Genomic DNA, 25,900 nt, shown 5'->3' with positions numbered 1-25,900 from the left:
CATCCCTGTCGCTCGTCCTGAAATCCCTCATCCGCTCAGCGGCTCTGACGGCCTCCCCACCCCCTCGCTGTTATCTTTTCTTCTTATATTGGGTTCACTGTCGCTGTGAGTTTGGGATTGCCTCTGACTTTCGGCTCAGCACACAGAATGGCATTCCACCCGCCCGCTGTTATCTCTGCTTTTGATGTTGAGTGCTTTATCGCTGTAATTTTTTGGGATTGCCTCTGAATTTTTGCTCAGCAGACCGAATGTTATTCAACCCACCCGCTGTTATCTCTGCTTTTTATGTTGAGTGCTTTATCGCTGTGGGTTTTTGGGATTGTCTTTGCTATCGGGTCGGCAGACAGAATGGCATTCAACCCTAACCGCTGTTATCTCGTTTTCAGGTCACTAAGAGTGTTGCGGTGAGATTCCGGAATTGAGACTGGCTTTCGGATCACCAGACAACGCTGCACTAAAGAAAACACAAAGAAATCACCGGCAGGGGTTTACCAGAGGCGTCCGAAGCGCTGAGGAACAATCGGAGGCCAGGATGAGCCGACAGGACGTCGGCGAAAGGACGGCACGAGCCAGGGATGGCGAGTCCGGACGGTCCGTCGGCCGCAGGGCGTGACGAAGGCACCCCGCACAGCGGGGCGCGCAGGCAGCCGGACGCCGGGATTGTTAAGGGGCGGGCGTCCGCCCCTTGACGCGTCCGCCTGCACAGGCAACCTGAAACTCCCCATCGCCTGGCGGGCGTAACCCTATCAGCGCTAACGCGCGGCTAAGTGAACTAAGACGCCCCATCGCCTTGCGGGCGTAACCCGCTCAGTGCAAGCCCGCTGCAAAGCGAAACCTTATGAATCTTTCCACGCTTTCAGCGGCCTGAGCCCAGCCAGTCTGGGTGACAAACCCACCGGCAGGGGCTTACCAGAGGCGTCCGCAGCGCTGAGGAACAACCGGAGGCCAGGAGGAGCCGACAGGACGTCGGCGAAAGGACGGCACGAGCCAGGGATGGCGAGTCCGGACGGTCCGTCGGCCGCAGGGCGTGACGAAGGCACCCCGCACAGCGGGGCGCGCAGGCAGCCGGACGCCGGGATTGTTAAGGGGCGGGCGTCCGCCCCTTGACGCGTCCGCCTGCACAGGCAACCTGAAACTCCCCATCGCCTGGCGGGCGAAACTTACTCAGAGCATACCCGCTGCTAAGGGATCTCAACCCCCCCCTCGGCTGGCGGGCGTAACCCGCTGAATGTCAGCCCGCTGCCAAGCGAAACCTACTCATTGCCAGCCCGCTGCTAACGCTGCAAAGCGTAACTTACCCACCGCTCGCGCCGCCAGGCGCCCTTTTCATTAACGTCGGGAACACAAACAGCGACTGCCCGACTCCGCGATTGGTCAGCGACCAGATTGCCACTGAACAGAGCGAGCAGAGACCCACGATGGCCACCGGATAGAAACAGGCCCAGAGAAACGAAAACCACGCCTGCTCGAACAGATGATGCCGCTGCGCGAACAGAATCGCAGACATACCAAAAAACTCGATAAAAATACGATGGATGACGTAAATCTGCAGCGTATTGCGGCCAACCCAGTTGAGATAGCGCATGCTGAAGTGCTGATTCAGCCAGCGACAGGCCGCGATACTGAATAACACCGCCAGTACACACAGGAACAGACTCTTATCCAGACCGAATAGCACATGAATCCCGGCGGCTGCCGCCAGTAGCGCCCAGGGCATCAGATTCTCACGTCGCCATTCACTCAGGCGCAGCATCGTCTGGCTCCAGAATGCCCCTAACAGGAAGAACACAAAATATTGGGCCAGGCTCTGGGGTCCCCAGAACGGGATCACTTTTTCTGCCGCCAGATAATTCAGCAGGATCGCCACCGCCACCAGGGCCAGCTTATATTGACGGAAAACTTTGGCACAGAGGAAATAGAGTCCCAGCCCATACAGATACCACGAGGTGCTCATAGCCATAAAGGTCAGCTTGAGAAACTCGAATAGCGAACCCGCATAGGCGGCATTAAGGTTCTGCGAAATGCGCTGGCCGGTAATTTCAGTGGAGATACCGATAATTGACCACCACTGAATAAACCCCCACAGAATATAGAGATAAAAAAGATTGGTGATGCGACTGGTAAATACCTGCTTCCATGGCCGGTTCAGAATGCCATTGGTCGCCAGCAATCCCGAGACAAAGAAAAAGGCGGGCATACGCAGCGGCGACAGTACCGTATTAAACTGTATCCATATTTCGGCGGGGATCCATCCGGCAGAGAGATATTTCATCGTCCCTTCAAAGCCGGGTAAAACTGTGTGGTACAGGACCACCAGTAATATGCAGGCGCCCTTCAGGGTATCTACCCACAATATCTGATCTGACTTAGTCTGGTTCATTCAATGACTCCTGCTGTGTAGGTCAGAATGCTGGAAAGTAAAAGCGAGGAAATCAGTATTGCTTTTATGATTATCCGGCAATTATTCGCCATTGAACCGGTGATGAATGTAGCGAAACTCTTAAAAGCCGCTGAGTGGCCCTGTTACCACAGTTATTTACTCAGCAGAACGTTTCCTTACACTTATTAATATCGACGCAACACACTAATTAGCAGTGCCGCAGCCTGTTTAAAGGATAATGTTGCTTCATAATTCAGAAAATATAATTAAGAGAAAGTGGCAACGGGAAAAGCCAATATATCCCCGATGAAAAGAAAAGATTTGTCAGATGTGCCAAAAGGTTTAACAGCAGCAGAATTATTTATGATACTGCGCCTGTTAATAACGTGACCATAGCCATTTGCAGCTTAAACAATGAGGGTTTTAAACAGGTTAAAACTGCCTTCCTGGGAAGGCAGTGTGGATTACTGATTCAGAAATTTATCAAGGAACTGACGGGTGCGCGGCTGCTGAGGGTTACTGAACAACGCTTTCGCTTCGCCCTGCTCCACAATCCGCCCCTGATCCATAAAAATGGCGCGGTCAGCCACATCGCGGGCAAAGCTCATCTCATGCGTGACGATGACCATGGTGCGTTTCTCTTCGGCCAGCGCGCGAATGGTGCTGAGCACCTCGCCCACCAGCTCCGGATCCAGTGCCGAGGTCGGTTCATCAAACAGGATCACTTCCGGCCGCATCGCCAGCGCACGCGCAATCGCAACGCGCTGTTGCTGCCCGCCCGACAGACGGCGCGGATAGCTCTCTTCTTTGCCGTGCAGCCCGACCTTCTCCAGCAGCGTGCGGGCGCGGGCTACCGCATCCGCTTTCGCTTCGCCTTTGACGATCACCGGCCCTTCAATAATGTTCTCCATCACCGAACGATGCGGAAACAGATTGAAGTTCTGGAAGACAAACCCGACCTGCTGACGCAGACGACGCACCTGCTCTTTCTGCTTACTCTGTGCCAGCGCTGCATCAACGGTAATCTCTCCAACGCGGATGGTGCCGCTATCCGGCACTTCCAGCAGATTGATACTGCGCAGCAGCGTGGTTTTACCTGATCCGCTGGGGCCGATAATGGCCACCACTTCACCGGCGGCCACATCAAGGTCGATGTCGTGCAGCACCGTCTGGCCGTTAAAAGACTTCACCAGCTTTCTGACTTCGATGGCGCTCATTTCGACTCCGAATCCTGACGATTAACATGCTGTTCCAGCCGGTTCTGCAACGCAGATAACACCGTTGCCATCACCCAGTAGATCAGCGAGGCTGCCAGATACATGGTAAAGACTTCCAGCGTGCGTGAGGTGATCAACTGCGCCTGACGGAACAGCTCCGGTACCTGAATGGTCGCCGCCAGCGAGGTATCTTTTACCAGGCTGATAAAGCTGTTGCCCAGCGGAGGCAGCGCGGTGCGGGCTGCCTGTGGCAGGATCACCCGGCGCAGGGTTTGCCAGCGCGTCATGCCGATACTTGCCGCCGCTTCCCACTGCCCGCGCTCAATCGATGAAATCGCGCCACGCAGTGACTCTGAGGCATAGGCTGCGGTATTCAGGGAAAGACCAATCATCGCGGAGGGGATCGGATCCAGTTCAATGCCAAACTGCGGCAGGCCGTAATAGATCATAAACAGCTGGGCGATCAGCGGCGTGCCACGAAAGATCGAGACATAGATTCGTGCCAGCCAGCGAACCGGCCAGAAGCGCGACAGACGCATCAGCGCCAGAATAAAGCCCAGCAGCAGGCCAAAGAACATGCCGCCGATGCTGAGCTGCAGCGTAAACAGCGCGCCTTTTAATAAAAAAGGTGCTGAATCCAGCACCAGTTGAAGACTTTCCTGCATTATTTCGTCACGTCCGCGCCAAACCATTTCTGAGACAGCTTGCTCAGCGAGCCATCTTTCTGCATGTCAACAATGGCCTGGTCGATCGCTTTCAGCAGGTCGTCGTTGCCTTTACGTACCGCCACGCCCGATTCCTGACGAGAGAACGCATCGCCCGCGACCGCCATGGTATCGCCCGTTTTCTTCACCAGATCCAGCGCAGCCAGACGGTCAACCAGAATGGCATTCAGACGGCCAGAGCGCAGATCCTGATATTTGGTCGGGTCATCATCATAGGTACGGATGTCCACGCCCTTCACATTCTCACGCAGCCACTGCTCGTAGTTGGTGCCCAGACCGACGCCCACCTTTTTACCGGCCAGGTCAGCAGGTTTGGTGATAGTGTTCGCATTGGCTTTCATGGTCAGCGCCTGAATGCCGGAGACCGTGTATGGCGTGGAGAAGTCATACTTCTTCTTACGCTCATCAGAGATGGTGACCTGGTTGATGACCACATCGATGCGCTTCGCGTCGAGTGAGGCCAGCATGCCGTCCCACTTGGTCGGTTTCAGGCTCGCCTTGACGCCCATGTGCTGTGCCAGCTGTTCCGCGAATTCCACTTCAAAGCCGGTCAGCTTGCCCTTTTCATCCTGGAAGCTGAATGGCGGATAGGTTCCTTCCAGACCCACCAGCAGCGTGCCGCGCTCTTTAATTTTGTTAAGCAGATTTTCCGCTGCAAAGGTTTTAACGTTGACGCCAGCAATCAGCGCCACGGCCATGACGCCCATCATCATCTGACGACCTGCACGAGAAAAGGACATATTCACCCCATTATTGACAGTATTGTGTGTGTGTTCTTATAAGGGCAGCACGGCTTGTCGCTGCCAGTCCAGTAGGATAACCCACGGAGTATAAACTGTTTTATTCGCTTGTCTCAGACCGAAGGATGATAAGCAAATAACGCCGGTGCGCCGCCCGTATGAATAAACAGCAAAGGACCTTCACGGCGGAAACGATTCTGGCTCACGCCATCCAGCAGTCCGGCCATCGCCTTGCCGGTGTAGACCGGGTCCAGCAGGATCCCTTCCAGCCGCGCCAGCAGTTTCACCGCAGCCATGCCTTCATCATTGGGTTCGCCGTAGCGCGGCGCAAAGTAGTCATCCCACAGGGTAATCGGTGCCTTAGCCTGCACTTCCAGCGTCTCCGCCAGCGACTGACGCAGCCGCTCCACCAGCGGCAACTGCGCCTCAACCTGGCGTGAAACGGTGACGCCCACCAGCTCGGTCTCCGGCAGCAGATGCTCCAGACCTACCGCCAGTCCGGCATGGGTACCGGCACTGCCCGAGGCCACGACCACGGCGGCGAAATCGACCACGCCTTCGCTCTGATGAGCAATCTCCTGCGCGCACTCTACATAGCCTAGTGCACCCAGCGCATTTGAGCCGCCGACCGGCACGATGTAAGGACGATAACCCTGGGCTTCCAGACGCGTGGCCTGTTCAGCCAGCTGTTCCGCAGGGTTATTCAGCGCATCCACCATGATCACTTCAGCGTCCATCAGATCCAGCAACAGTCGGTTGCCGTTGCTCAGGTAGTTTTCTGCGTGGGTGCCAATCGGGTTTTCCAGCAATGCCACGCACTTCAGGCCGAGCCGGGCCGCGACTGCCGCCGTCTGACGCACATGATTGGACTGGATAGCGCCCGCGGTCAGCAGCACATCGGCGCCTTCACGCAGCGCGTCCGCCGCCAGGAATTCCAGCTTGCGCAGCTTATTGCCGCCCATCGCCACCGGCGTGAAATCATCGCGTTTAATAAAAATATCGCGACCCAGGTAGTCAGAGAGCCGTGGCAGATGTTCTAACGGCGTGGGTGCGCCCAGCAGTTCAAGACGTGGGAATTGGTGTAACAGATGTAAAGACAATGCTGCCTCCATTCGGGCATTCAATTTATCCTTACAGTGTTGCAGAAGATGCGAAAAGGATCACCCTGATTCAGGTGTCAGCAGATGCGGTGAGACAGATGCGTAGTGAAAGTTGCAGGAGAAAGAAGCGCCGTGCTCCCCCTTCCCTTCTACCCGGCTGGCGGGCAAAAGGGGAACGTGCCGCAGGCACGCGGGGGAGCAATCGGTGCAGATCAGGGTTAACCCTGCTGCCAGCCTAAGAACTGATCGTACTTGCGCAGCGCGATGCGGTAATTGTTATTACCGGCATCGGGCAGATCGCTTTCCAGACACTGATGCCAGCTATTTCCCTGAAGCCTGTCGGCCGGGAAATTTCTGGCTTTCAGCATCTCATCCAGACGACGCAGCCGCACCACATATTCACGAATTGTGCTGGGGCTCATCTCTGTCTGTTCAAACAGATACTGTTTAAACGCCATTATGTCGAAGTAATTAGGATGGGTATTACAAAAAATATCACTGCAAAAACGACAAAGCGCGGTCAGTTCGGGCTGAAGTTTCAGCCACAGCTGCTCATCAATCATCTGGTCCATCCGAGCGATGGCCTCTTTATTGATGATCTGGCCACGAAAAACGAGCGCCATTCGATCTAATACCTTGCCACAGTGTGAACAGTTGCTCTGGCTGTGTTTATAGTCTTTAAGATAACGACTTAACGGTCTGGCCTTGGTCTTGGCTCCCATTACTGAGTCCCCGGTTTTTTATAATTTTGAATCGCCAGGAACTGATACTGCTAGCGCGCTCCCGCAAGTCGGGCACGCAGGCGTTTAATCGCCTGACTGTGCAGCTGGCTGACACGGGATTCACCCACATCAAGCACCGCCCCAATCTCTTTCAGGTTCAGTTCTTCCTGGTAGTACAGTGTCAGCACCATCTTTTCACGATCGGGTAACGCTTCGATCGCTTCAATGACGCGCTCACGCAGACTCCCTTCAAGCAACTGATGAAGCGGATTAGCCTCTTCATGGCCTTCCGTCACCAGCTCCGCGCTGTCGCCGTGCTCTTCCCGATACTCGTCGTAGGAGAAAAGTTGACTGTTGTTGGTGTCCAGCAGGATCTGCCGGTACTCCTCCATGGAAACATTCAGCTGCTGCGCCACTTCCTGCTCAGAGGCAGAACGCCCCAGCGACTGTTCCACTCTGTGCATTGCTCCGGCCACCTCGCGTGCATTACGACGCACACTGCGCGGTGCCCAGTCCCGACTACGAAGCTCGTCGAGCATGGCGCCACGAATACGCTGCACGGCATAGGTGGTAAAGGCTGTACCCTGGAGCGCGTCATAACGCTCTACGGCATTTAACAGCCCTATCCCACCCGCCTGCAGCAAGTCGTCAAGCTCAACACTGGCCGGCAGGCGAACCTGCAGACGCAACGCTTCATGGCGCACCAGCGGCACGTAGCGCTGCCAGAGCGAATGCTTGTCCATCACGCCTTCGGCGGTATAGAAATCGTTCACGTTGACTACCCTGCGTTAATGAAGTTATCGGCATGATTATCCAATTCTGTAGCGTTTTCGATTGGCTGAATAGGCGGGGTAAAACGAGGCTATTTCATTTTTGTTACGTCAGAGTGCAGATCCTTCTGCACTCTTCAGTGAAGATTAACGACGGGCACGCAGCCGTTGCCGGGTGGCGGGCGGCACTGCCGCCCACAGGCTGCAGACGCGACCTTCCAGTTCCTGATACCAGGGCGCAAGATGCTGCTGCGCCTCCTCGCCAGGATGCACCAGAATCTCGCCCGATTCACCATCAATGCTAATCAGTCGGTTAATAAACAGCCGCTGCAAATCACTGCGTAAAAACAGGCCGTTATCGATGCTGTTATCTGCCAGTACACCGTCATCCCCTTCCTGCGTGTCGATATGGCAGGCTTCCACCCAGGGCCAGTTATGCCGTTCGGTCAGCTCGGTACCGGTCATCACACAGGCGCCGTAGCGGGCTTTGACACCGGCGCTGAATTCCGCCTGGCTGGCGCGCTGCAGCACCCGGGCTTTAACACGACGCCCGACCTCAGTTCCCGGCATCACCGCCGCCGGGACTTTGTGCTGCGGCGTACTCAGCACCACGATGAACTGAATGCGCTGCGACTGCGGAAAACAGGGATCCGCCTGTGGATTGAAAAGCTGCCAGTAAGCGTCTTCATCATCCTGATGCATCAGCACCAGTTTGTAGCCGCGACTGTTCAGCAGATTCTGTGCCGTGGCGGATTGCGGATCGATCATCGCGAAGACCTGGCTGCTGCCCATCACCTTCCACAGGTTGTCGCGCTTTTCGCTATCGCTGCGACGGAAATAGAGGAAGGAGAGATTCTGCTTAAGGTAGTGCTCAAAGCGACGCAGATAATTTTTACGTTCGTTGTCATGGGAGATGAACAGCAGATCCTCCAGCGGGCTGTTGCTCTCTTCCTGCGCGAACACCGCGCGGATTTTCAGCGTGCGCAGGCCGGTTGACGGACTCAGCAAGGCGCGCGCCGTCAGCTCTTTATCATCAGGGTATTGCAGAGCATAACGCCGGGCGATCTCTTCAAAGGTCAGCCGCTCACCCGGTAACAGGTCATAATTGAAGCGCATAGACACTCCACAAAGTTAAAATCAAAAATGATGTTGTTCTGTGAAGAGTTATCGGCAGTCTGGAGGGGAACTGTAACGGGCTGGGGGGATTGCCTGGGATTGAGAGACAGGCAGCCTGCAAGGTTGTGGTCAGGAAACCAGTTTGAAGGAAGCGGGTGTTAAATTGCGTTGCATTACCTGGAGCTGCTGGCATAAAAATAAGCCAGCACACCAGCTGCAATTCTTTCAGCAATTAGCTAATGCCCGCCCGTAGCTATCAGGGACAAATGGGCGATGCCGATGATGCGAAGCTGCATCGCCTCAGATTATTTAAGCAGGTAAATCAGCGACAAATCGTCATTGACCTTGACCTTATCAATCTCGGCCAGAAACGCCATCACCGATTGTGGCGTATGTTTTGTTATTGAGTGGTAGCTGTAGATGATATTAATAATATCCTCTTCACTGACGGTTCCGACCAACTCAACATTGGCCGCAATCAGTGATTTAAGCAGGAACCATTCTGCCGTCAGAAGATATAAGCTCAGTAACGGGCTGTGATTTTCGTTATTAGGGAAGAAATCATCATAAATGCGGTACTGAATATAGTTATTCATTATCCATGGCCGTTCAGCAAGCCAGGGCATAACCTGCTTCTGCCAGACGTTGTCCAGCCGGATCATTGGCTGACTGACGTCATCGGTTTTGGCCCCTTCGGCCTGAATGTAAATCAGCTTATTAACGTAGTGATTCAGGGTAGGAAAGGCGCGCTTATCCGCCATGGTGCTGAACCAGCTTTGCAATCTCAACAGTAAAGACCATTGCAGGTTATAGTCAGGTTTAACCTGGTCAAGCTGCAGCCTGATTTCACCCTGTGTCAGGTTGTTGAGGACATCAGAAAAATGATGCTCCATCTGGACCAGCCAGTCTTCTTCAGGGCTTACTCTTTCCGCACCCAGCAGAAAGCTGGCCAGCGCGTAAAACCCTTCATCAAGATGAATGCCGCTGAATTTAATGATGTTAAGACACATCAGATTCAGCAATTTCTTTTGCTGATCGAGATCTTTAGCTTTATTGCCATAAGGTTGTTGCCTGATGCTCTCCCCGAACAGCATCGCGTCAGGTGAGGCTAATAATTGCCGGGTCGCCTCCGGACAGGAGAGCGCCAACGTTTTTTGCTGTTCATATTTAAAGGTGTTCGCCGCTCGGGGATAGGTCGCACAGGTGTTGCTCAGTGCGGCAGCACCCAGCCGGGAATGCACTTTGCACAGGCGATTTTCATCCATAAATGCACAGTTGCCAGAAGCATTAAGCTTCATAGTTCCCCAACTGGCAAAGCTTTTGCGGGTGGTGGTGATGTTTTCAACTGCCAGCGTTTTGATTTCAATCAGCGAGGATTTTAAATAGCGATTGACCGTGGGCTTATCCAGGTGGATATCCCAGCCCTTACAGCAGTGATCGCGACACTCACTGCCAATACATTTGAAGGCGCTGACAAAGAGCGGTTCCACGACAGTAATATTTTTCATTATTTACCTGCTCAACAAAGGCATTTAAAAAAGAGTCTTACTGTGAGGATAAAGTAACGCGGGGAGATTGATTGGCAGAGAAACAGGGCAAAAACAGGCTAATCGCAGGCATAAAAAAAACCCCGCCGAAGCGGGGTTTGTCTTTTATAAGTTGGGTGATTAGCCCTGCAGCAGAGACAGAACCTGCTGTGGAACCTGGTTAGCTTTAGCCAACACTGAGTTACCAGCCTGCTGTACGATCTGCGCTTTAGACATGTTTGAAACTTCAGTTGCGTAGTCAGCATCCTGAATACGAGACTGTGCTGCAGACAGGTTAGTGGTGGTGTTGTTCAGGTTAGTCACGGCTGAGTTCAGACGGTTCTGAATCGCACCCAGTGAAGAACGGAACTTATCAACGCTGGCAATCGCTTCGTCCAGCTTTTTCAGTGGATCAGAAGTTGAACCCGAGGTCACGTTAGACAGGCTCATGTTAGCCGTATCCAGTGTGAACGCAGCGGTATCGCCACCAGCAGTCGTTACTGCAGCCTTCGCATCAACTGCAACGTAGAAGTCCTGGTTTGCACCGTTAGCAATGTCAAAACCGTTCGCTTTCAGGCTGTTGGTTTCTGCATCGCTGGCTGATTTCACGTTAACTTTAGCGAACAGGTTGCCGTTGTCATCTTTATACACTTTATCTGCAGTAACAGTGACGTTAGCGGCTGCAACACCCAGGCGAGTCGCCAGGCTATCAGCTGTGCCTTCAGCAACAGTGGCTTTAGATACGTTACTGGTAGAACCGTAAACGCTCTGGAAGTCAGCAGCTGCAGCAGCAGTAGGTGTACCCTGTGGACCATTCACGTTGAAAGTGTTCAGTTTCAGCGTAGAAGAGTCAATTTTCTTCAGGTCGATGGTGATAGTTTCGCCATCGTTAGCGCCAACCTGAATTTTCATTGAGCCATCTTTAGCCAGCACGTTCACGCCGTTGAACTGAGTCTGACCAGATACGCGGTCGATTTCGCTCAGACGGGATTTGATTTCGTCCTGGATTGAAGATTTGTCAGAAGCTGAGTTGGTACCGCTGCTAGCCTGTACAGTCAGTTCACGAACACGCTGTAAGTTGTTGTTGATTTCTGACAGCGCGCCTTCAGTAGTCTGCGCAGCAGAGATACCGTCGTTGGCGTTACGAGCAGCCTGAGTCAGGCCCTTGATGTTAGAGGTGAAACGGTTGGCAATTGCCTGACCAGCAGCGTCATCTTTCGCGCTGTTGATACGTAAACCAGAAGACAGACGCTCCATTGAAGTAGACAGAGCTGACTGGTTCTTGTTGATGTTGTTCTGAGTGATCAGCGAGAGGCTGTTGGTATTAATGACTTGGGCCATGATGAATTTTCCTGTTAATCAAGTCTTTCGGTTAAGGTGTGGGCTTCAACCCGCCGGCTTCAGCGCCGTCAAAGTTGTTATCGTCTGCCGTTTAACAACCTTTAGAATTTTTTTAGTACCAGGCGAATTTTTCTGCTTCAACCTGTCACGTTTTAAGTTATCGCCACCCGCCCGAACTTCTTTAGGCTTAATTCATTAATTTTCTAGCCGCTGAATTACCCTTCTCTGTAGTGCTTATTTACCTCATTACCCTAAGGCAAATAACCTTAAACTTTCCTTATTCAAGGCCGATAACCCAGGTATCAATTTTCTGTCGACCTTATAAAGGAATTAATATGGCTAGTATAAGCAACCTCGGTGTGGGTTCCGGCCTGCCACTCAGTACCATGCTTGACAGTTTGACCACCGCTGAAAAAGCTTCACTCAAACCTATTTCTACTCAGCAGACAGCTTATACGGCCAAGCTCAGTGCTTACGCCACCCTGAAAAGTTCACTGACAACTTTCCAGGCTGCTAATACCAAGCTGAACAGTGCTGACCTGTTTACCGCTACGACTGCGGCCAGTAGCTCCACAGCGTTCAGCGCGACCACTTCTGGCAGCACCGTAGCCGGTAAATATGCCATTAACGTCTCGCAGCTGGCACAGGCGCAGGTTCTGACCTCAGGCGTACAGAGTAGTAACACCGCCGCGCTGGGCGACAGCTCCGTGGCCAGCCGCAGCATCGCGATTACCTTAAAAGATGGCACCAGCAAAAGCATCACGCTCTCCAGCGATCAGACCTCGCTGACCGGCATGCGTGACGCCATCAACGGCGCCAATGCCGGCGTCACCGCCAGTATTATTAAGGTGTCAGACGGCAGTTTCCGACTCTCTATGAGCGCCAATAAAACCGGCAGTGATAATGCCGTGGCGACCATTGCCGTCACCGGTGACAGCACGCTGCAGGGGATTGTGGGCTTTGACGCATCCGCCAGCAGCAACGTGATGACCCAGAGCGTCGCTGCGCAGAATGCCAAACTGACGGTCAACAATGTTGCGATTGAAAACAGCAGCAATCAGATTAGCGATGCGCTGGAAGGGATTACTTTAAATCTGACCGCGAAGACAGTTGGCGATGAGACGCTGACGATTACCAAAGACACCTCAAAATCCTCCAGCGCCATCAGCGCCTGGGTGGATGCCTACAATACTTTGCTGGATCAGTTCAATACCCTGACCAAATTCACCAAAGTGGATACCAACAGCGATGCACAGGACTCCAGTAATGGTGCCCTGCTGGGTGACAGTACGTTACGGACGATTGAGACGCAGCTGAAAAGCATGCTCACTAATTCGCAGAGCACATCTACCTTTAAATCACTGAGTCAGATTGGTGTCACCACCGATCCCACCACCGGTTCATTAAAACTGGATTCGACCAAGCTGAACAGCGCACTGGATAAAGATGCTGCAGGTGTGAAAGCGATGATCGTAGGTGACGGTAAAACCGGTATCGCCGCTAAAATCGACAGCAAGCTGACTGACTGGCTGGCTACTAAAGGGATTATTCAGTCCGCCACCGATGGCGTGAGTAAAACACTGAATAGGTTAACCACCCTCTATAACACCACCAGCGATCGTATTGATGCCGATATCGCACGCTATAAAACGCAATTTACTCAGCTGGATATGGCCATCAGTAAACTCAACTCGACCAGCACCTATCTGACGCAGCAGTTCGACACGTCCGATTCGTCTAAAAAATAACAGGAGTGACCATGTACAGCGCTACAGGCACCAAAGCCTATGCAAAAATTGGCGTAGAAAGCGCCGTGATGAGCGCCAGCCAGCAGCAGCTGGTTGTGATGCTGTTCGACGGTGCACTGAGCGCGTTAATCCGCGCTCGTCTGTTTATGCAGGATGGCAATATTGAAGGCAAAGGCAACTCTATCTCCAAAGCGATCAATATTATCGAAGCCGGCCTGAAAGAGGGCCTGACTGAAAACCGTGGTGATGAGCTGGCAGACAATCTGCTGGATCTTTACAACTACATGACGCGTCGCCTGTTGCATGCCAACCTGAACAATGATGTTGCAGCGGTCGAGGAGGTCGAAGGCCTGCTGCGCAACATTGCTGACGCGTGGAAAGAAGTGGTTCAACCTAACCTGATTCAGGACGCCGTTTAATGACTACTGCACCGCATCTGATTACCGTTTACCAACAGTTACTCGATCTCAGCCAGGGAATGCTGCGTCATGCAGCACAAGGCGAATGGGATGAATTGATCAGCAGGGAGATGGAGTATGTCAGTGCGGTGCAGAACTTAGCCCAATCGACAGAAGCCGTGTCGCCGTCGGCACAGACTCAGGAGCAGTTACGTCCGGTGCTGCGCCGTATTCTCGATAACGAATGTGAAGTGAAACGTCTGCTGCAGGCGCGGATGGATGAGCTGGCCTCACTGGTGGGTCAGAACAGCCGCCAGAAATCGGTGATGTCCGCTTATAGCAATCAAGGCGGCGTTGTTATGGTGCCGCACGAAACCCTCTCCTGATCCCCTGCTCTGTCACGCCGCCAGATTTATTTTTCTGCGCGGCGTCTCTTTTTTGCCGCTTACTCCATACTTGATTTTCATCATCCCCTGGAGTGTGGTACATGCAAAACCCAACGTTATTACAGTTTTTCCATTGGTATTACCCGGATGGCAGCAAACTGTGGCCGGAAGTCGCCGATCGTGCGGCCTGGCTCAGCGAAATCGGTATCACCATGGCGTGGTTGCCACCGTGCTACAAAGGGGATTCGGGGGGCTATTCTGTCGGTTACGACAGCTACGATCTGTTTGACCTGGGTGAATTTGATCAGAAAGGCAGCGTTGCCACCAAATATGGCGACAAACAGCAGTTACTGGCGGCAACAGAAGCCCTGCGTAGTCACAACGTTGGGGTGCTGCTGGATGTGGTGCTGAACCACAAAATGGGTGCCGACGAAAAAGAGACGATCAGCGTTAACCGCGTTAATCCCGATAACCGCGATGAAATCTACGACGAGGTGGTCGGGTGCGAGGCCTGGACGAAATTTACGTTTCCGGCACGCGCCGGGGAGTTTTCGAAATTTGTCTGGGACCACAAATGCTTTAGCGGCGTAGACCACATCGAAAATCCGGACGAAAACGGCGTATTCAAAATCATCAATGACTACACCGCCGAAGGCTGGAATGACCAGGTTGATAACGAACTGGGTAATTTCGACTATCTGATGGGTGCCAACATCGATTTTCGCAACAACGCGGTCAGGGAAGAGCTTAAATACTGGGCGCGCTGGGTGATGGAACAGGTGCCCTGCACCGGCTTTCGTCTCGATGCGGTAAAACATATCCCGGCCTGGTTCTACAAAGAGTGGATCGACCATATTCAGGAGGTTGCTGAGGAGCCGATGTTTATCGTCGCGGAATACTGGTCGTTTGAAACGGAGAAGCTGCAGGAGTATGTGCATCAGGTGGAAGGCAAAACCATGCTGTTTGATGCGCCACTGCACATGAACTTCCACCAGGCCTCAACCGCGGGCAGCGGCTACGACATGAGCCAGATCTTTGCTAACTCGCTGGTGGTCGCTGATCCATGGCATGCCGTGACGATCGTGGCTAACCACGACACCCAGCCGCTGCAGTCGCTGGAAGCACCGGTAGAAGCCTGGTTTAAACCGCTGGCCTATGCGCTGATCCTGTTGCGTGAGCAGGGTGTGCCTACCATCTTCTATCCCGACCTGTTCGGCGCGACCTATGAAGATGAAGGCGGCGACGGCGAGAAGCACAAAATTGAGATGCCGGTGATCCCTGAACTGGAAGGATTGATCCGGGCGCGCCAGCAGTATGGCTGGGGCGTGCAGACCGACTATTTTGATCACCCAAACTGCGTGGCCTTCAGCCGCAGCGGCACCGAAACACAGCCAGGCTGTGTGGTGATCATGTCGAACGGCGATGCCGGTGAGAAAAGCGTGCCGATGGGTGAAGGTTTTGCCGGTAAGGTCTGGCGCGATCATCTGGGGAATCGGGAAGAGACCATTACTGCCGACGAGCACGGCACGGCGGTCTTTGTCTGTAACGGTGGCAGTGTCAGCGTCTGGGTGGTGGCAGAATAAGCTCGTTACAGAAGAAATGACTCAAAACTAAAACCGCCCCGGCAGGCAGAAGCGTGAAGTGCGCTCTGCCCGTCGGGGCGGTTTTGTTATGGTCCGGCTGTTATGACTTCGCGTTGTTTTCTGTAATCGGTGTGCGCAGCAGTTGCGGTTCGATGTTCTGAATCACGGCGGCTTTCGGCTGTTTCGCCACCTCTTCCAGCGCCTGCTGACACTCAACGGTCGGACGCGCCACTTTACGCAGGGTCATCCTGTCATAGCTAAGCTCGCCATTCTCCACGACCAGCGGCATCACCCGCACCTGACGCGTGACGTTGACATAATCGCCGCTTAACCGGGTCAGTTTGCCCGGCTTCGCAATCACCCGCATCCACTGACGGCAGTCCAGCGTGCTGCCATCCGCATTAATGATCACACTGGCTATCGCCTTGTCGCTGATCAGGCTGCTCTGTGGGCCGACGGTTTGCCAGGTTCCCTGCAGATCAGCGGGCGCCGGCGTTTGCACCGCATTTTCATAATCGTTGATTTGTGCACAGCCACTCAGTGCCAGCGCGGCAATCAGCATCCACTTTTTCATGTTTAATCCCTAAGATCCCATCAATGGCGGCTACGTTATAATTTTTCCACCGCGTTGCGCAAGGTATCTGGGTGTTCAAACACCACGCAGACCCTGATTGCGCCAGAATTTATCCCGCAGTGAGCTCCACGGTCAGGTTTTTGACCGGAAGTTCAGAGGCTGAACTGATGCAAACTCCGTCTTTTGTCACGCCTGACAAGCGGAAGACAACCCGCTACACTGACGCGCTGCAACAGACTTTCAGGAATATGAATATGAAAACGCCAGAAGCCTACTATGCCCAGGCGCGCGAGATGTTTTTTACCGCGCATCCCGACTTTCAGTCTGCACTTGATGAATTAACGGAGAGCGATGCCCGTGCGGCTAACCTGTCACTGCGACAGCTGCGCGAATGGCATGCCGAACGCATCTATGCGGCCTTTTTGCGGCAGAAGAATCTGGATGGAATGATCTTTTCTATTCAGCTCGCTGAGCCGGATAAAGCGGTGGCGGCTGAAGCTATCGAGACTTATCTCAAATCTCATGCTGAGTCGCTGGGGATGAGCTGGGAAGAGTTTTGCATCAAAAACGAGCTCTAATCAGGGCCGCGCTGAAGTTGTATATTGCAAACACCTCCAACCAGTTCCGGCACTGCAGATAAAATTGTACTAACCGGGGGAAAGTGTATAACTTCGGCGTGCGACTCAGGTCGTGATTGTCCTTTAACGAATAGTGCTGATGCACTGCCTCTGCAGGTGTTGTCTCAATTCCACCTCCAGAGGCGAATTTTTTTATCCGCCCCTACCCTTCACCTTCCGTCGCTTTACCCTTTACTTCAACATAACTCGCTACCGCCAGCAGACGATTAATATGCGTCAGCAGCAGATCCACATCAGACTGCAGAAACTCGGTCGAAGATTGCGAAGCGGTAACAATGGCATCCTGCACCGTTTCTGAAATAGTCAGCGAGTTGTCCTGTTTCGCCTGCACCAGCAGCGCCGCAACCAGCAGGGACTGCGCTTCAAGCTGCGCCGTCAACTCTTTTGCATCGACGTCCATCTTTGCCAGTTTTAGCAGAATATCAATTACCAGTTGTCGCATCGCGGACCTCCTAAAAGTAAGCCGCCATTATGTCGCGATGCGTGCGCATTTTGCTAGTCGAAGATTGAGGTTTATGCGAGATAAAAATTTACACGAAATCAGGCGCGCTGCCTTGCTACTGTTTTTATTTACAGTATTATATGTCAGCGATTTTGCCCTGAATGGATTGCCATCATGTTTGTTGAGTTGATTTATGACAAGCGCAACGTTGCCGGTTTACCGGGTGCTCGCGAGATGATTCGTGAGGAGCTGGAAAAGCGGGTGCATCGGGTGTTTCCTGACATTGAAGTTAAGGTCAAGCCGATGGAACGTAACGCGATTGATACTGATTTGAGTAAGAACGATAAAGCGACGGTTGCGCGGATTGTTGAAGAGATGTTCGACGAAGCGGAAATGTGGCTGGTGGCCGATTAATCCCTTAACGGCCACCACATCAGTTAGCGGGAGATGACTTAGCTCTCCTGCTCGCTGTGATTAACTTCAATCTCGATGTCCTGAATCGCGGCATCCAGATCTTCCAGCAGTTTACCCTGCTTATTAAGCAACGCATCGATTCGGTCGGCGTTGGTCTTGTCTTTATACTCACCCGCATCAAACGCTAACCATTGGCTGGAAAGGGTTTCGGTGTTGGTCTGAGCATAGTGACGCATCTCTTTTAGCTGAGAAGTCACGTCACGCAGATATTCAGTTTTGGTCTTGGTTTCTGTTGAATCGCTCATGCTAAATTTCCTTCTGGTCATCTATCCAAAGTGAGTAGGCTTAGCGGTTCATCAACCGGCCAATCAGCGGGCCTGCATTCAGGTACAAAATGTTGCCCGGATATTTAAAACTAGTCGATAATAGCGAAGCCGCATTAAGAATAATCGGAAGTTATGGTTTATGACCGGATTTCACGGCTGGCACCTCACTCTCAGTGACGACCTCTTTGACTTTTATGACCGTTTTGTCGGCTATGCGATCCGGTATTGCATCCAGCTTATGCTGTATTGCTGCAACCTGATCGGTCAGCAGCTCCACTCTGTCATCACGCCGCGCCGCAATTAAGCGGTAATCCGCCCGAATCTCCTCGACCCGCTTGTTTGCGGTGTTACTGACGTAGAGAAAAATGATCGTCATCAGGATGCAAATCATCGAACAGCTCAGCAATACGCAGCCGAGGATAACTTTGCGCCGGTAAGACATAGGTGCCTTAGTGCTATTAATCGTGGCCATCACTGCGATCCTCCAGAGTTGAGATAAGCCGATCAATCTCATTACGAAATTTATCGTTCTGATCGGTTTCGGTCATTGCCAGTAAAATCCCTACCGCATTCTTGATTAACCGAAGATCCGTTTCGAGTGTCGAGATACGCCGCAGATTCCTGTCGTGCCGTTCGCGTAATTCATCGTTCTCCTCCCGTATCAGCAGGTTGCTCTCTTTCAGCAACACCACCTGCTCTTTGTAGCTGGTAATAATTTCGCCGCCGGCTCGATTACTGGTTACGATTGACGCAATTCCCGCCAATAACGGTTTCCAGAACAGTGCTGCTGCCCCCCCACCCAGAACTAACGCACCCATACTGGTAATCAGACTACTTTCCATGCCACACCCCTTTGTACGGTAAGGTCTCTGGAACTTACTGCGTGCTGCTTAGCCACGTCCCCCGCATGAAATTTAAGATTGCTTAAATACCAGGCTTAAGTATACTTAAGTCACTCTCAACCAAAAAGTCAAGCTTATGAAAAACGAAACGCTGGGTGACCGCATCCGACTCCGACGTAAATCGCTGCAGTTAACGCAGAAGCAATTGGCGCAACAGGTAAAAGTGTCCCATGTGGCGATTTCGCAATGGGAAAAAGAGGAGACGCTGCCGCGCGGTGAGAACCTGCTGCGGCTCGCCGAAGCGCTGGGCTGCGCACCGGCTTTTCTGATAGATGGGGATGGTCCTGTTTTCAGCGAAAGCGCCTGGAGTGGTTTGCACCAGATCCCACTGCTTGCACAGCGCGACGTGCCGCGATGGCTGAGCGAGGCCGGTTCCGTCCGGCATGAACTGCTGATGCACAACGACATGGCGCTTTCACAGCAGAGCTTTGCCTTCCGGGTGGAAGAACAGGCGATGACGCCCGCGATTCTGCGGAATGATGTGGTGATCATCGATCCCACGCAGTCACCTCAGCCCGGCGACTGCGTGCTGGCATTGCAGCAACAGGTCGTGCTGCTACGCACCTGGCGTCAGCGCGGCAGTGAAAATGGCGTCATGCAGTTTGAACTGGCACCGGTCAATATCAACTTCCCTGAGCTGCATTCCAGCCGGGACAGCCTGAAGCTGATTGGTACGCTGGTGGAACTGCGACGCTACCGCCAGCCATAAAAAAACCCGCCGGGCGCGGGTTCACTTTTCATCGTACAACAGTGGCTGAGTTTATAACCGGACAGTTACAGGGCATCGGTCAGTTGATCTACTACCACTTTGCCCTGCAGATCGGTCTGCATAATGCGATAATTGACGGGCCATGAGCGGCGGGTACTGAGTTTATCGAACAGGGTTACGCCGCCTTTTTTAACTCCCTGGCTATTTACAATAATCCATTCGGTGACCTCTTCCTGACCACGATTTTTCAGGCTCAGCGAGCGTTGTTCGATTAACTGATCTTCAGCTTCAATCTTTAAATAGTCTCTTAACATAATTTCTATCTCCTGGTAACGCAGGCCACTATATGCCTTTTGCTAATCCGTTCAATCGAATTTATTTATCGATCTGTTTATCGACGGGAATGTGACCTGCCGCAAGCGACATGACAGGTTTGTCCATTACTGCATCAGGGATTCCCGGTTAGCATAATCCTGCTGTACACACCCAAACATCGAAAAATGACGTGTTCAGTATGAGAGAAACTCCGATTAGCCCGCCGCTGGCGGGCTTTTTTTTCTTCTTTAATCCGCTGCGCATGCGGGATGTCAGTGCTGGTCTAAACTTAAGAGACTGGAATAAAAGGAGAGAGTTATGTTTAAGCACAATACGAATGAAGAACGTAAGAAAGAAGGTGATGTCAGCAAAAGCCTGCCGGAAGCCGCGCCAAACGCTGGTAATGCTTACGAGGAAGATGATCATCCTGCCACTGATGCGCCGAAAGATCATGGTGAAGTGCCGCGCAAAAATGATGACAGCCAGGATGACAAAAAAGATCCTTACAAGGCAAGCTGATGTGCGAGAGGCGCGCCCGCTGGGCGCGCTGGTCAGCGTTAAGATTTAATGAGATCGGCAAGCTGGTACTGATTTTCAACCAGCCAGGCTGGAAAATGTTCGGATGTTACCGGCACTATCTCCATCCTTCGCGGACGATTCCAGATATCAATATTGTTCTCAACGCAGCGCCGTATGTGATCCGGATTATTAAATTCGGGACAGTTACGTTCGGTATGAGAAATCGAAGACATTTTTTCACTGATGCGCTCATCGCTCATTACCCAGGAAAAATGCCATCCTGCGTTCTTAATGGTTTTCGTCCGGAAATTTAGCCACTTCCAGCGCAACCAGTTCTCGCGTATCGGTGTTCCACGACGCTTAACATTGCGAAGCAATTCCGGTTGTCCCATAAAAAAGTTTCGCAGCGTTTTACAGGTCACCATTTTTGCCAGGGTGGCACAGCGCGGTGTGCCGTCGTCATTTAAAACCCGGACATTAAATTTAAAATTGAAATATTGCTGATGCAGCGTCGTGCAAAGATGTTGATGACTGAATGCTTTTATCGCCTCGGGTCGGGGAATTTCATCGACGTCTGACACAATAACAATATCATCATCCTGCGCGCCGGCCAGCCCCTGCATAATCTGATTACGTGCAGTGGCTTCATTTTCCCAGGGATCTGTCTCTCCCGCATTAACCACAGAACTATTCGATTTAAAGGCTTCCTGATAAAATCTGGGCGCAATATCGTTAACAATATAAATAATTTTATCGCGGAAACGATCGAACTTCTCAATATCAAAATGAAGCTTTTCCCGGCGTTTTCCGGTAAAGGTATATCGCGATTCCACAATGACAAACCGGTCAACAACATGCTCAAGCGTGTTCAGACGCATCTCAAGCAAGATATCTTCATCGTAGTACAAAAAACAGTCATAAATCATAATATTCAGAGGCACTTAAGTAGTAAGGATTTTTCATCAGGACACCTCAACATGCGTAACACAACAGAGGTATAACGCCTTTTACTGGGTCGTTTTTTAGTGAACCTGATGTGTGTGTAATGTACTGCGTAAAACTATCCATGTTTATAATAAACTGGCTAACAAAGGCTGCAGGCAATGATTTTCGGGCATCCACCTCAAAGCAGACTAACGATATGATGAGCAACCATTCAGAGTGATATTTACCTGACATTCACCTGACAACGGTTAACACCAGCAGACAGCATGAGTCACCTGATGCAGGCTACCTTTTGTTTATGCTCGTTGTTTCCATCATAATGCGTTGCGCAGAATGTTACATATAGTCCGTAACGCCAGCAATATTAAGCGCAGATTTTTGATTAAAATGAGCGATACGATCAATATCCGGATATTATTGGTCAACAAAATAACTATGATGGTTTCGTTCATGAAGAAGATCATTATTGCCCTGAGCATAAGTCTGATGGGCGGATGCGTAGATATGGGACGGGTTGGATTACACCCGACAACAAAAACCGCTTATTTCGACGGTCCTCCTTTTCAGGTTGAATCCTGCCTTAACGTAGCGGCACAGGATCAAAAACTCTATCTGGAGCAGGATGACCCCCTGCCGGATGGCACGAAGCGATATAACCTTGAACAGGATGATGAAACCGTGGCCTGGGTTGAAATTGCAAAGTTCAGCCATCATCAGACTAGTGCGACATTTTACTATGATCCAAAAGCATCAGATATCAGCACAGCAGTTTCAGGGATGATCGCGCGGTGCAAAACATCGAGTTAGAGGCATCGTCGCCATGTGCGTGATACAGAATGGATGATCAGGAGTTGGCATACGTTGTCAGACCAGCCCGAGCACAAGCGCTGGCCTGACAATCTTTCGCACTCTTCTATTCTAAGGCTTTTATCACGCCCGCTTCCGGGCTATGCCATGTTCAGGAGTGGGCAGTAGAAGCTCAGCCTATTTAGCCGGTTCGCAATCATAGGCACCTCGTATGCGGATCTGACTCTGGCTGGTGCGGACGATTTCAGCTCTTAACAGCCCTTTGCCCTCACGGTTCGTCAGCTCCATATCCACCATTCCCGGCGCTTTGCTGTTTTTCACCAGCAGTTTGACGGTCGCGTTGTCGTAATCGCCCTTCTCTTTCGCAAAGGTGACTTTCTGCGTTTTTGCGCGTTCTCCATTCACCGAGAACCAGCCGCTCTTGTCAGGTTTAAGATAGAACGGCCCGCACTGCGTGGCAGCAAAGGCTGGAAGAGATAAGCTGATTAACGATGCGATAAGGATAAGTTTTTTTAGCATTGGGCTGGCGTCCTGCTGATGGGTGATGAGGGGTCGGGTCAGAGAGTTAACGCACCTTCTGGCTTAATGACGAGGAGTATAGCTAATGGCCATGGCATGATCACCTGTATGCTACGGACAGGGCGGTTCAGGATACTTAGCGCAAAACATCCTTTTAAAAATATGTCGAACAAAATTGACTGTACTATCTTTCATCTCCCTGAACGTGCTATAGCACAGCCTTCGACTGCCGTATGCGCATCAGGGTTGATACTGTGTAATGGGACAATATAAATTCTTATATTGACATTGCCTTTATGGCGCTATCACTCTTTAGGTCTGAGCTCAATGCTGGCCAGAACTATAATCATCACTACACCCACTTCCAGGCAGCAGATTCCCTGATGGAAATCTAATGGCATGTGATCTATCGCTCTGTTAACTGGATGAGATGAAAGCAAGCGGAAAACCTCTGCCCTGTGTGTCGCTTAGCTGGAAGCCAAATATGGTTGTGCAGAGTTGAATGGAAGAGATCTTTTGAACAAATCGGCACAGTCTACAAACACATCCATTTCTTGTCTCTATGCTTGTAAGCATTTTATTAAATGGTAAGATCCAGGAAATTTTTATAAAGGAAATCTTTGTGTCAACAACATCGACCAGAGGTCAGGCAACGCGGTATGCCTTAGTAGGGCTGACAAATACCGGTATAACAGGCTTAGTAATATTTTTCCTTATGCACTGGGGCTTGGGAGTATATGCATCCAATGCTGCAGGGTATACAGCTGGCATTCTTTTCAGCTTTGTTGCTAACTCACTGTTTACTTTTTCTACTGAAATCTCACTGCCAAGACTTGCACGTTTTATGGTTTCAAGCTTTTTTTGCTGGATATTAAACATTATTGCTATTAAATTATTCCTGATTTTCATGCCCTCTTACGCTTATGTAGCACAGTTTATAGGCATGGTGATCTATACAGTTACGGGATTTCTGATAAATAAGTTATGGGTAATGAAATAATGAATATTCCCACGTTAGATATAATTGTCCCTTGTTATAACGAGGAAGATGTTTTTTTACATTGCCTTTCAGAACTTCAGATGATTCTGACAAGTTTAATTGATCGTCGCATAATATCTCACCACAGCTCAATAACTTTTATTGATGATGGCAGTAAGGATATGACATGGAGTTTAATTAGTCAGGCTTCGCTTCAGTCATCATTAATAAAAGGTATAAAGCTTTCTTGTAATCGCGGTCACCAGATTGCTCTTCTGGCAGGATTAAACGAGTCAGACGCTGACATAACTATAAGTATAGATGCTGACTTGCAGGATGATACTGCCGTAATCGAAAAGATGGTAAGTGGTTACATGGAAGGATACGATATTGTCTACGGCGTCAGAAATGACAGAAAAACTGACTCAGGATTTAAAAGACTGACCGCTGAATTCTTCTATAAAATAATGAGCTGGATGGGGGTCAAACAAATCCCTAACCATGCCGACTATAGGCTTCTTAGCCGAAGGGCGCTAGATGCACTTCTGGAGTACAAAGAGCAAAACCTGTATATCAGGGGGCTTGTTCCGCTAGTTGGATTTAAATCTAAAAAAGTGTTTTATGCACGGGCAGCACGATTAGCGGGTGAGTCAAAGTATCCTTTGAAAAAAATGCTCGGGCTTGCCATTGAAGGGATAACTTCATTAACAGTAACTCCGCTTCGCACCATTGCTGCTCTTGGGTTTTCTATTAGCTTTATCTCAGTTTTTGCTGCACTTTACGCTTTGTTTGAGAAGTTTTCAGGAAATACCGTAGAGGGCTGGACTTCAGTAATGATAGCAATATTCTTCCTTGGTGGCGTTCAAATGCTTTCTTTAGGTATTATTGGTGAATATGTTGGTAAAATTTACATGGAAACCAAAGAACGACCCAAGTATTTTATTGAGGAAAAGGTTGCATTATGTGAGCAGCCAAATCAAGAACAACAAAGTTAATTTTGGTTATGGCATATTATTAAAATTTCTTGCTATGTTATTGTGTAATAAAGAGCATTTGCAAAAACTGATAATATGCCTACGCCAATGATTGCTAAAGCAACATCCTCCCAGGATTGGATAGAACCTTCCGCCAGTAAGGTCGATTGGTTTCTCTTCATCCTTCCCATTTTGCCAGCCCACTACAAATTTAGCCGAATTCAGGTAAATAATCGATAGATATGAAAAGCACTCGGTAGAGCCTGACGCCTGTCCTTAATCGTTTATCGGGTTAAAACAATATTGCTGAGCATGTACTTATTCAGGCATTCATTTTTCATTGTGCGTTAATACGCTCAATAAATCCGTCTGCATCGGCTTGCCCGGTTGGATAAGCCTAAGTTCAAGCAATGCTCAAAGGTCCATTGACTCAGTGCGCAACCCGTGGTTAGAGCGTCCATGATGAAATGCACTTACCAGGTAAGGTTCAGCGCATCCGGGCGAAGATGCGGAAACCGTCCGGCCGCCAGCATTTAAGACGGCGTTTATGTTTCACGCTCAGGACCTTAAGGGGCTAAATGTGGTATACCCGTTAGTGAAAGGCCTTTCGACGCAGCTATGCGTCGGATGCGCCTGTAATGAAAGCTTCCGCGATCAGGTGCCAATTCAGTGATTTGCCCTGATCAATATGCATACTTAGTCGGATCCTGAGACTAATAGTGGAAAGTCGACAGAGACAAACCTGCGAGCCTGCATGAACAACGTTGCAACAGACGAGTGCACACATTTACACCACAGCTTCCCGCTTCGGGTCTGTAATCAGTACTTACGGACAAGTGCCACCAGAATTGCCTCCTTATTCAGCATGTCTTCGTCAAACAACTTCCTGAGCCGGGCGTTCTCTTCTTCAATCACTAAAGTTGCTCACTCCAGGTCCTTCCATGCAGCAAGATTTCCTTCTTCAGGTATAGAAGGTGGCGTATGAAACAAAATGTCTGCGGCAGCTTTCCCGGGCAGAATCCTGTCTTATGCCTCGCGAAGAATACGAATGATTAATTCATTGAAGAAACGCTTATTAATGGGAT

The 25,900-nt window shown here is 51.0% G+C and carries 29 protein-coding genes and 1 pseudogene; 11 read left to right on the top strand and 19 right to left on the bottom strand.

Features of this window, described 5'->3' with window-relative positions:
- Window positions 1–1,294: 1,294 nt before the first annotated feature.
- The 10 genes from ACK13D_RS15330 to ACK13D_RS15285 form a co-directional block, all read right to left on the bottom strand.
- Window positions 1,295–2,380, bottom strand: coding sequence for an acyltransferase family protein (locus ACK13D_RS15330; RefSeq protein ID WP_010247569.1), 1,086 nt, complete (start codon window positions 2,378–2,380; stop codon window positions 1,295–1,297).
- A 464-nt stretch (window positions 2,381–2,844) separates the two neighbouring features.
- Window positions 2,845–3,597 (bottom strand): L-cystine ABC transporter ATP-binding protein TcyN, encoded by a 753-nt coding sequence (tcyN, locus tag ACK13D_RS15325; protein ID WP_010247571.1) that lies wholly within the window; start codon window positions 3,595–3,597, stop codon window positions 2,845–2,847.
- Entirely contained in the window at window positions 3,594–4,262 is a 669-nt protein-coding gene (gene tcyL / locus ACK13D_RS15320; protein ID WP_003854540.1) for a cystine ABC transporter permease, read from the bottom strand. Before tcyL ends, tcyN begins: the two co-directional genes overlap by 4 nt.
- Window positions 4,262–5,062 (bottom strand): cystine ABC transporter substrate-binding protein, encoded by an 801-nt coding sequence (gene tcyJ / locus ACK13D_RS15315; RefSeq protein ID WP_158131616.1) that lies wholly within the window; start codon window positions 5,060–5,062, stop codon window positions 4,262–4,264. Before tcyJ ends, tcyL begins: the two co-directional genes overlap by 1 nt.
- Before the next feature lie 113 nt (window positions 5,063–5,175).
- Window positions 5,176–6,162 (bottom strand): D-cysteine desulfhydrase, encoded by a 987-nt coding sequence (locus tag ACK13D_RS15310; RefSeq protein WP_010670829.1) that lies wholly within the window; start codon window positions 6,160–6,162, stop codon window positions 5,176–5,178.
- A 218-nt stretch (window positions 6,163–6,380) separates the two neighbouring features.
- Window positions 6,381–6,884: a flagella biosynthesis regulatory protein FliZ gene (gene fliZ / locus ACK13D_RS15305; protein WP_010247591.1), complete on the bottom strand. Its 504-nt coding sequence runs from the start codon at window positions 6,882–6,884 to the stop codon at window positions 6,381–6,383.
- A gap of 50 nt (window positions 6,885–6,934) precedes the next feature.
- Window positions 6,935–7,657, bottom strand: a complete 723-nt coding sequence (locus ACK13D_RS15300) for an RNA polymerase sigma factor FliA (RefSeq protein WP_003854529.1) — start codon at window positions 7,655–7,657, stop codon at window positions 6,935–6,937.
- A 144-nt stretch (window positions 7,658–7,801) separates the two neighbouring features.
- Entirely contained in the window at window positions 7,802–8,770 is a 969-nt protein-coding gene (locus ACK13D_RS15295; protein ID WP_010247595.1) for an HNH endonuclease signature motif containing protein, read from the bottom strand.
- A 305-nt stretch (window positions 8,771–9,075) separates the two neighbouring features.
- Window positions 9,076–10,278, bottom strand: coding sequence for a flagellin lysine-N-methylase (gene fliB / locus ACK13D_RS15290; RefSeq protein WP_163798620.1), 1,203 nt, complete (start codon window positions 10,276–10,278; stop codon window positions 9,076–9,078).
- Between the two features lie 159 nt (window positions 10,279–10,437).
- Window positions 10,438–11,637, bottom strand: a complete 1,200-nt coding sequence (locus tag ACK13D_RS15285) for a FliC/FljB family flagellin (RefSeq protein ID WP_022625486.1) — start codon at window positions 11,635–11,637, stop codon at window positions 10,438–10,440.
- 335 nt (window positions 11,638–11,972) lie between these two features.
- On the opposite strand from ACK13D_RS15285, the gene fliD reads away from it, so the two are divergent.
- From fliD to amyA, 4 genes are all read left to right on the top strand, one after another.
- Window positions 11,973–13,385, top strand: coding sequence for a flagellar filament capping protein FliD (gene fliD / locus ACK13D_RS15280; protein WP_167423313.1), 1,413 nt, complete (start codon window positions 11,973–11,975; stop codon window positions 13,383–13,385).
- Window positions 13,386–13,396: 11 nt separating this feature from the next.
- The gene (gene fliS, locus ACK13D_RS15275) at window positions 13,397–13,804 is read left to right on the top strand and encodes a flagellar export chaperone FliS (RefSeq protein ID WP_033778966.1); all 408 of its coding nucleotides are present in this window, start codon (window positions 13,397–13,399) and stop codon (window positions 13,802–13,804) included.
- On the top strand, window positions 13,804–14,169 hold the full coding sequence (fliT, locus tag ACK13D_RS15270) for a flagella biosynthesis regulatory protein FliT (protein ID WP_010247612.1): 366 nt from the start codon (window positions 13,804–13,806) through the stop codon (window positions 14,167–14,169). The genes fliS and fliT overlap by 1 nt, the downstream gene beginning before the upstream one ends.
- A 101-nt stretch (window positions 14,170–14,270) precedes the next feature.
- On the top strand, window positions 14,271–15,752 hold the full coding sequence (gene amyA, locus ACK13D_RS15265; RefSeq protein WP_191921389.1) for an alpha-amylase: 1,482 nt from the start codon (window positions 14,271–14,273) through the stop codon (window positions 15,750–15,752).
- Between the two features lie 100 nt (window positions 15,753–15,852).
- Here amyA and yedD read toward each other — a convergent pair whose 3' ends face one another.
- Window positions 15,853–16,326, bottom strand: a complete 474-nt coding sequence (gene yedD / locus ACK13D_RS15260) for a lipoprotein YedD (protein ID WP_010247616.1) — start codon at window positions 16,324–16,326, stop codon at window positions 15,853–15,855.
- A gap of 254 nt (window positions 16,327–16,580) precedes the next feature.
- Here yedD and ACK13D_RS15255 point away from each other — a divergent pair, with 254 nt between their 5' ends.
- Window positions 16,581–16,904 (top strand): DUF6388 family protein, encoded by a 324-nt coding sequence (locus tag ACK13D_RS15255; protein WP_008926858.1) that lies wholly within the window; start codon window positions 16,581–16,583, stop codon window positions 16,902–16,904.
- 202 nt (window positions 16,905–17,106) lie between these two features.
- Here ACK13D_RS15255 and iraP read toward each other — a convergent pair whose 3' ends face one another.
- Complete coding sequence (iraP, locus tag ACK13D_RS15250) at window positions 17,107–17,406, bottom strand: anti-adapter protein IraP (protein WP_010247621.1); 300 nt, start codon at window positions 17,404–17,406, stop codon at window positions 17,107–17,109.
- Between the two features lie 174 nt (window positions 17,407–17,580).
- Here iraP and ACK13D_RS15245 point away from each other — a divergent pair, with 174 nt between their 5' ends.
- Entirely contained in the window at window positions 17,581–17,820 is a 240-nt protein-coding gene (locus ACK13D_RS15245; RefSeq protein ID WP_003854508.1) for a DinI-like family protein, read from the top strand.
- 38 nt (window positions 17,821–17,858) lie between these two features.
- Here the strand turns inward: ACK13D_RS15245 and ACK13D_RS15240 are convergent, their stop codons facing one another.
- From ACK13D_RS15240 to ACK13D_RS15230, 3 genes are all read right to left on the bottom strand, one after another.
- Window positions 17,859–18,125 carry a hypothetical protein gene (locus tag ACK13D_RS15240; protein ID WP_010670837.1) on the bottom strand — a complete coding sequence of 89 codons (267 nt, stop codon included), beginning with the start codon at window positions 18,123–18,125 and terminating at the stop codon, window positions 17,859–17,861.
- 151 nt (window positions 18,126–18,276) lie between these two features.
- Window positions 18,277–18,618 (bottom strand): hypothetical protein, encoded by a 342-nt coding sequence (locus tag ACK13D_RS15235; protein ID WP_010670838.1) that lies wholly within the window; start codon window positions 18,616–18,618, stop codon window positions 18,277–18,279.
- Window positions 18,605–18,988 (bottom strand): hypothetical protein, encoded by a 384-nt coding sequence (locus ACK13D_RS15230; RefSeq protein WP_010247627.1) that lies wholly within the window; start codon window positions 18,986–18,988, stop codon window positions 18,605–18,607. Before ACK13D_RS15230 ends, ACK13D_RS15235 begins: the two co-directional genes overlap by 14 nt.
- A 136-nt stretch (window positions 18,989–19,124) precedes the next feature.
- Here ACK13D_RS15230 and ACK13D_RS15225 point away from each other — a divergent pair, with 136 nt between their 5' ends.
- Complete coding sequence (locus tag ACK13D_RS15225; RefSeq protein WP_418796780.1) at window positions 19,125–19,757, top strand: helix-turn-helix domain-containing protein; 633 nt, start codon at window positions 19,125–19,127, stop codon at window positions 19,755–19,757.
- Between the two features lie 65 nt (window positions 19,758–19,822).
- Here ACK13D_RS15225 and ACK13D_RS15220 read toward each other — a convergent pair whose 3' ends face one another.
- Window positions 19,823–20,071, bottom strand: a complete 249-nt coding sequence (locus tag ACK13D_RS15220; protein ID WP_010247633.1) for a hypothetical protein — start codon at window positions 20,069–20,071, stop codon at window positions 19,823–19,825.
- Window positions 20,072–20,390: 319 nt separating this feature from the next.
- Between ACK13D_RS15220 and ACK13D_RS15215 the strand changes: the two genes are divergently transcribed.
- Window positions 20,391–20,591, top strand: a complete 201-nt coding sequence (locus ACK13D_RS15215) for a hypothetical protein (protein ID WP_010247636.1) — start codon at window positions 20,391–20,393, stop codon at window positions 20,589–20,591.
- 38 nt (window positions 20,592–20,629) lie between these two features.
- Here ACK13D_RS15215 and ACK13D_RS15210 read toward each other — a convergent pair whose 3' ends face one another.
- On the bottom strand, window positions 20,630–21,517 hold the full coding sequence (locus ACK13D_RS15210) for a benzoate transporter (RefSeq protein ID WP_064691423.1): 888 nt from the start codon (window positions 21,515–21,517) through the stop codon (window positions 20,630–20,632).
- A gap of 469 nt (window positions 21,518–21,986) precedes the next feature.
- On the opposite strand from ACK13D_RS15210, the gene ACK13D_RS15205 reads away from it, so the two are divergent.
- Window positions 21,987–22,343: a hypothetical protein gene (locus ACK13D_RS15205; protein ID WP_400369897.1), complete on the top strand. Its 357-nt coding sequence runs from the start codon at window positions 21,987–21,989 to the stop codon at window positions 22,341–22,343.
- A gap of 177 nt (window positions 22,344–22,520) precedes the next feature.
- Here the strand turns inward: ACK13D_RS15205 and ACK13D_RS15200 are convergent, their stop codons facing one another.
- Window positions 22,521–22,862: a hypothetical protein gene (locus ACK13D_RS15200; protein ID WP_010247645.1), complete on the bottom strand. Its 342-nt coding sequence runs from the start codon at window positions 22,860–22,862 to the stop codon at window positions 22,521–22,523.
- 622 nt (window positions 22,863–23,484) lie between these two features.
- Here ACK13D_RS15200 and ACK13D_RS15195 point away from each other — a divergent pair.
- Both ACK13D_RS15195 and ACK13D_RS15190 read left to right on the top strand, forming a co-directional pair.
- The gene (locus ACK13D_RS15195) at window positions 23,485–23,862 is read left to right on the top strand and encodes a GtrA family protein (RefSeq protein WP_316247773.1); all 378 of its coding nucleotides are present in this window, start codon (window positions 23,485–23,487) and stop codon (window positions 23,860–23,862) included.
- Window positions 23,862–24,836: a glycosyltransferase family 2 protein gene (locus ACK13D_RS15190; RefSeq protein ID WP_187495967.1), complete on the top strand. Its 975-nt coding sequence runs from the start codon at window positions 23,862–23,864 to the stop codon at window positions 24,834–24,836. Before ACK13D_RS15195 ends, ACK13D_RS15190 begins: the two co-directional genes overlap by 1 nt.
- Window positions 24,837–25,007: 171 nt before the next feature.
- Here ACK13D_RS15190 and ACK13D_RS15185 read toward each other — a convergent pair.
- Window positions 25,008–25,895, bottom strand: a pseudogene (locus tag ACK13D_RS15185) (integrase core domain-containing protein); the annotation flags it as partial.
- Between the last annotated feature and the right edge of the window lie 5 nt (window positions 25,896–25,900).

It is taken from the genome of Pantoea sp. K16 (assembly GCF_048452805.1).
Classification (GTDB): Bacteria; Pseudomonadota; Gammaproteobacteria; order Enterobacterales; family Enterobacteriaceae; genus Pantoea; species Pantoea agglomerans.
Note: the sequence above shows the minus strand (reverse complement) of the source record. Positions and strands in the feature narration are given on the sequence as shown.

Bases quoted from the DNA above. Each gene is read 5' to 3' on its own strand.
- ACK13D_RS15205 (WP_400369897.1), top strand. From the start codon at position 21,987: ATGAAGAAGATCATTATTGCCCTGAGCATAAGTCTGATGGGCGGATGC.
- tcyN (WP_010247571.1), bottom strand. From the start codon at position 3,597: ATGAGCGCCATCGAAGTCAGAAAGCTGGTGAAGTCTTTTAACGGCCAG.
- fliT (WP_010247612.1), top strand. From the start codon at position 13,804: ATGACTACTGCACCGCATCTGATTACCGTTTACCAACAGTTACTCGAT.
- ACK13D_RS15285 (WP_022625486.1), bottom strand. From the start codon at position 11,637: ATGGCCCAAGTCATTAATACCAACAGCCTCTCGCTGATCACTCAGAAC.
- ACK13D_RS15235 (WP_010670838.1), bottom strand. From the start codon at position 18,618: ATGGCCACGATTAATAGCACTAAGGCACCTATGTCTTACCGGCGCAAA.
- ACK13D_RS15255 (WP_008926858.1), top strand. From the start codon at position 16,581: ATGAAAACGCCAGAAGCCTACTATGCCCAGGCGCGCGAGATGTTTTTT.
- ACK13D_RS15215 (WP_010247636.1), top strand. From the start codon at position 20,391: ATGTTTAAGCACAATACGAATGAAGAACGTAAGAAAGAAGGTGATGTC.
- yedD (WP_010247616.1), bottom strand. From the start codon at position 16,326: ATGAAAAAGTGGATGCTGATTGCCGCGCTGGCACTGAGTGGCTGTGCA.
- tcyL (WP_003854540.1), bottom strand. From the start codon at position 4,262: ATGCAGGAAAGTCTTCAACTGGTGCTGGATTCAGCACCTTTTTTATTA.
- ACK13D_RS15240 (WP_010670837.1), bottom strand. From the start codon at position 18,125: ATGAGCGATTCAACAGAAACCAAGACCAAAACTGAATATCTGCGTGAC.
- ACK13D_RS15245 (WP_003854508.1), top strand. From the start codon at position 17,581: ATGTTTGTTGAGTTGATTTATGACAAGCGCAACGTTGCCGGTTTACCG.
- fliZ (WP_010247591.1), bottom strand. From the start codon at position 6,884: ATGGGAGCCAAGACCAAGGCCAGACCGTTAAGTCGTTATCTTAAAGAC.
- ACK13D_RS15200 (WP_010247645.1), bottom strand. From the start codon at position 22,862: ATGCTAAAAAAACTTATCCTTATCGCATCGTTAATCAGCTTATCTCTT.
- ACK13D_RS15330 (WP_010247569.1), bottom strand. From the start codon at position 2,380: ATGAACCAGACTAAGTCAGATCAGATATTGTGGGTAGATACCCTGAAG.
- ACK13D_RS15295 (WP_010247595.1), bottom strand. From the start codon at position 8,770: ATGCGCTTCAATTATGACCTGTTACCGGGTGAGCGGCTGACCTTTGAA.
- fliB (WP_163798620.1), bottom strand. From the start codon at position 10,278: ATGAAAAATATTACTGTCGTGGAACCGCTCTTTGTCAGCGCCTTCAAA.
- ACK13D_RS15220 (WP_010247633.1), bottom strand. From the start codon at position 20,071: ATGTTAAGAGACTATTTAAAGATTGAAGCTGAAGATCAGTTAATCGAA.
- fliS (WP_033778966.1), top strand. From the start codon at position 13,397: ATGTACAGCGCTACAGGCACCAAAGCCTATGCAAAAATTGGCGTAGAA.
- ACK13D_RS15190 (WP_187495967.1), top strand. From the start codon at position 23,862: ATGAATATTCCCACGTTAGATATAATTGTCCCTTGTTATAACGAGGAA.
- ACK13D_RS15230 (WP_010247627.1), bottom strand. From the start codon at position 18,988: ATGGAAAGTAGTCTGATTACCAGTATGGGTGCGTTAGTTCTGGGTGGG.
- ACK13D_RS15210 (WP_064691423.1), bottom strand. From the start codon at position 21,517: ATGATTTATGACTGTTTTTTGTACTACGATGAAGATATCTTGCTTGAG.
- amyA (WP_191921389.1), top strand. From the start codon at position 14,271: ATGCAAAACCCAACGTTATTACAGTTTTTCCATTGGTATTACCCGGAT.
- tcyJ (WP_158131616.1), bottom strand. From the start codon at position 5,062: ATGTCCTTTTCTCGTGCAGGTCGTCAGATGATGATGGGCGTCATGGCC.
- iraP (WP_010247621.1), bottom strand. From the start codon at position 17,406: ATGCGACAACTGGTAATTGATATTCTGCTAAAACTGGCAAAGATGGAC.
- fliD (WP_167423313.1), top strand. From the start codon at position 11,973: ATGGCTAGTATAAGCAACCTCGGTGTGGGTTCCGGCCTGCCACTCAGT.
- ACK13D_RS15225 (WP_418796780.1), top strand. From the start codon at position 19,125: ATGAAAAACGAAACGCTGGGTGACCGCATCCGACTCCGACGTAAATCG.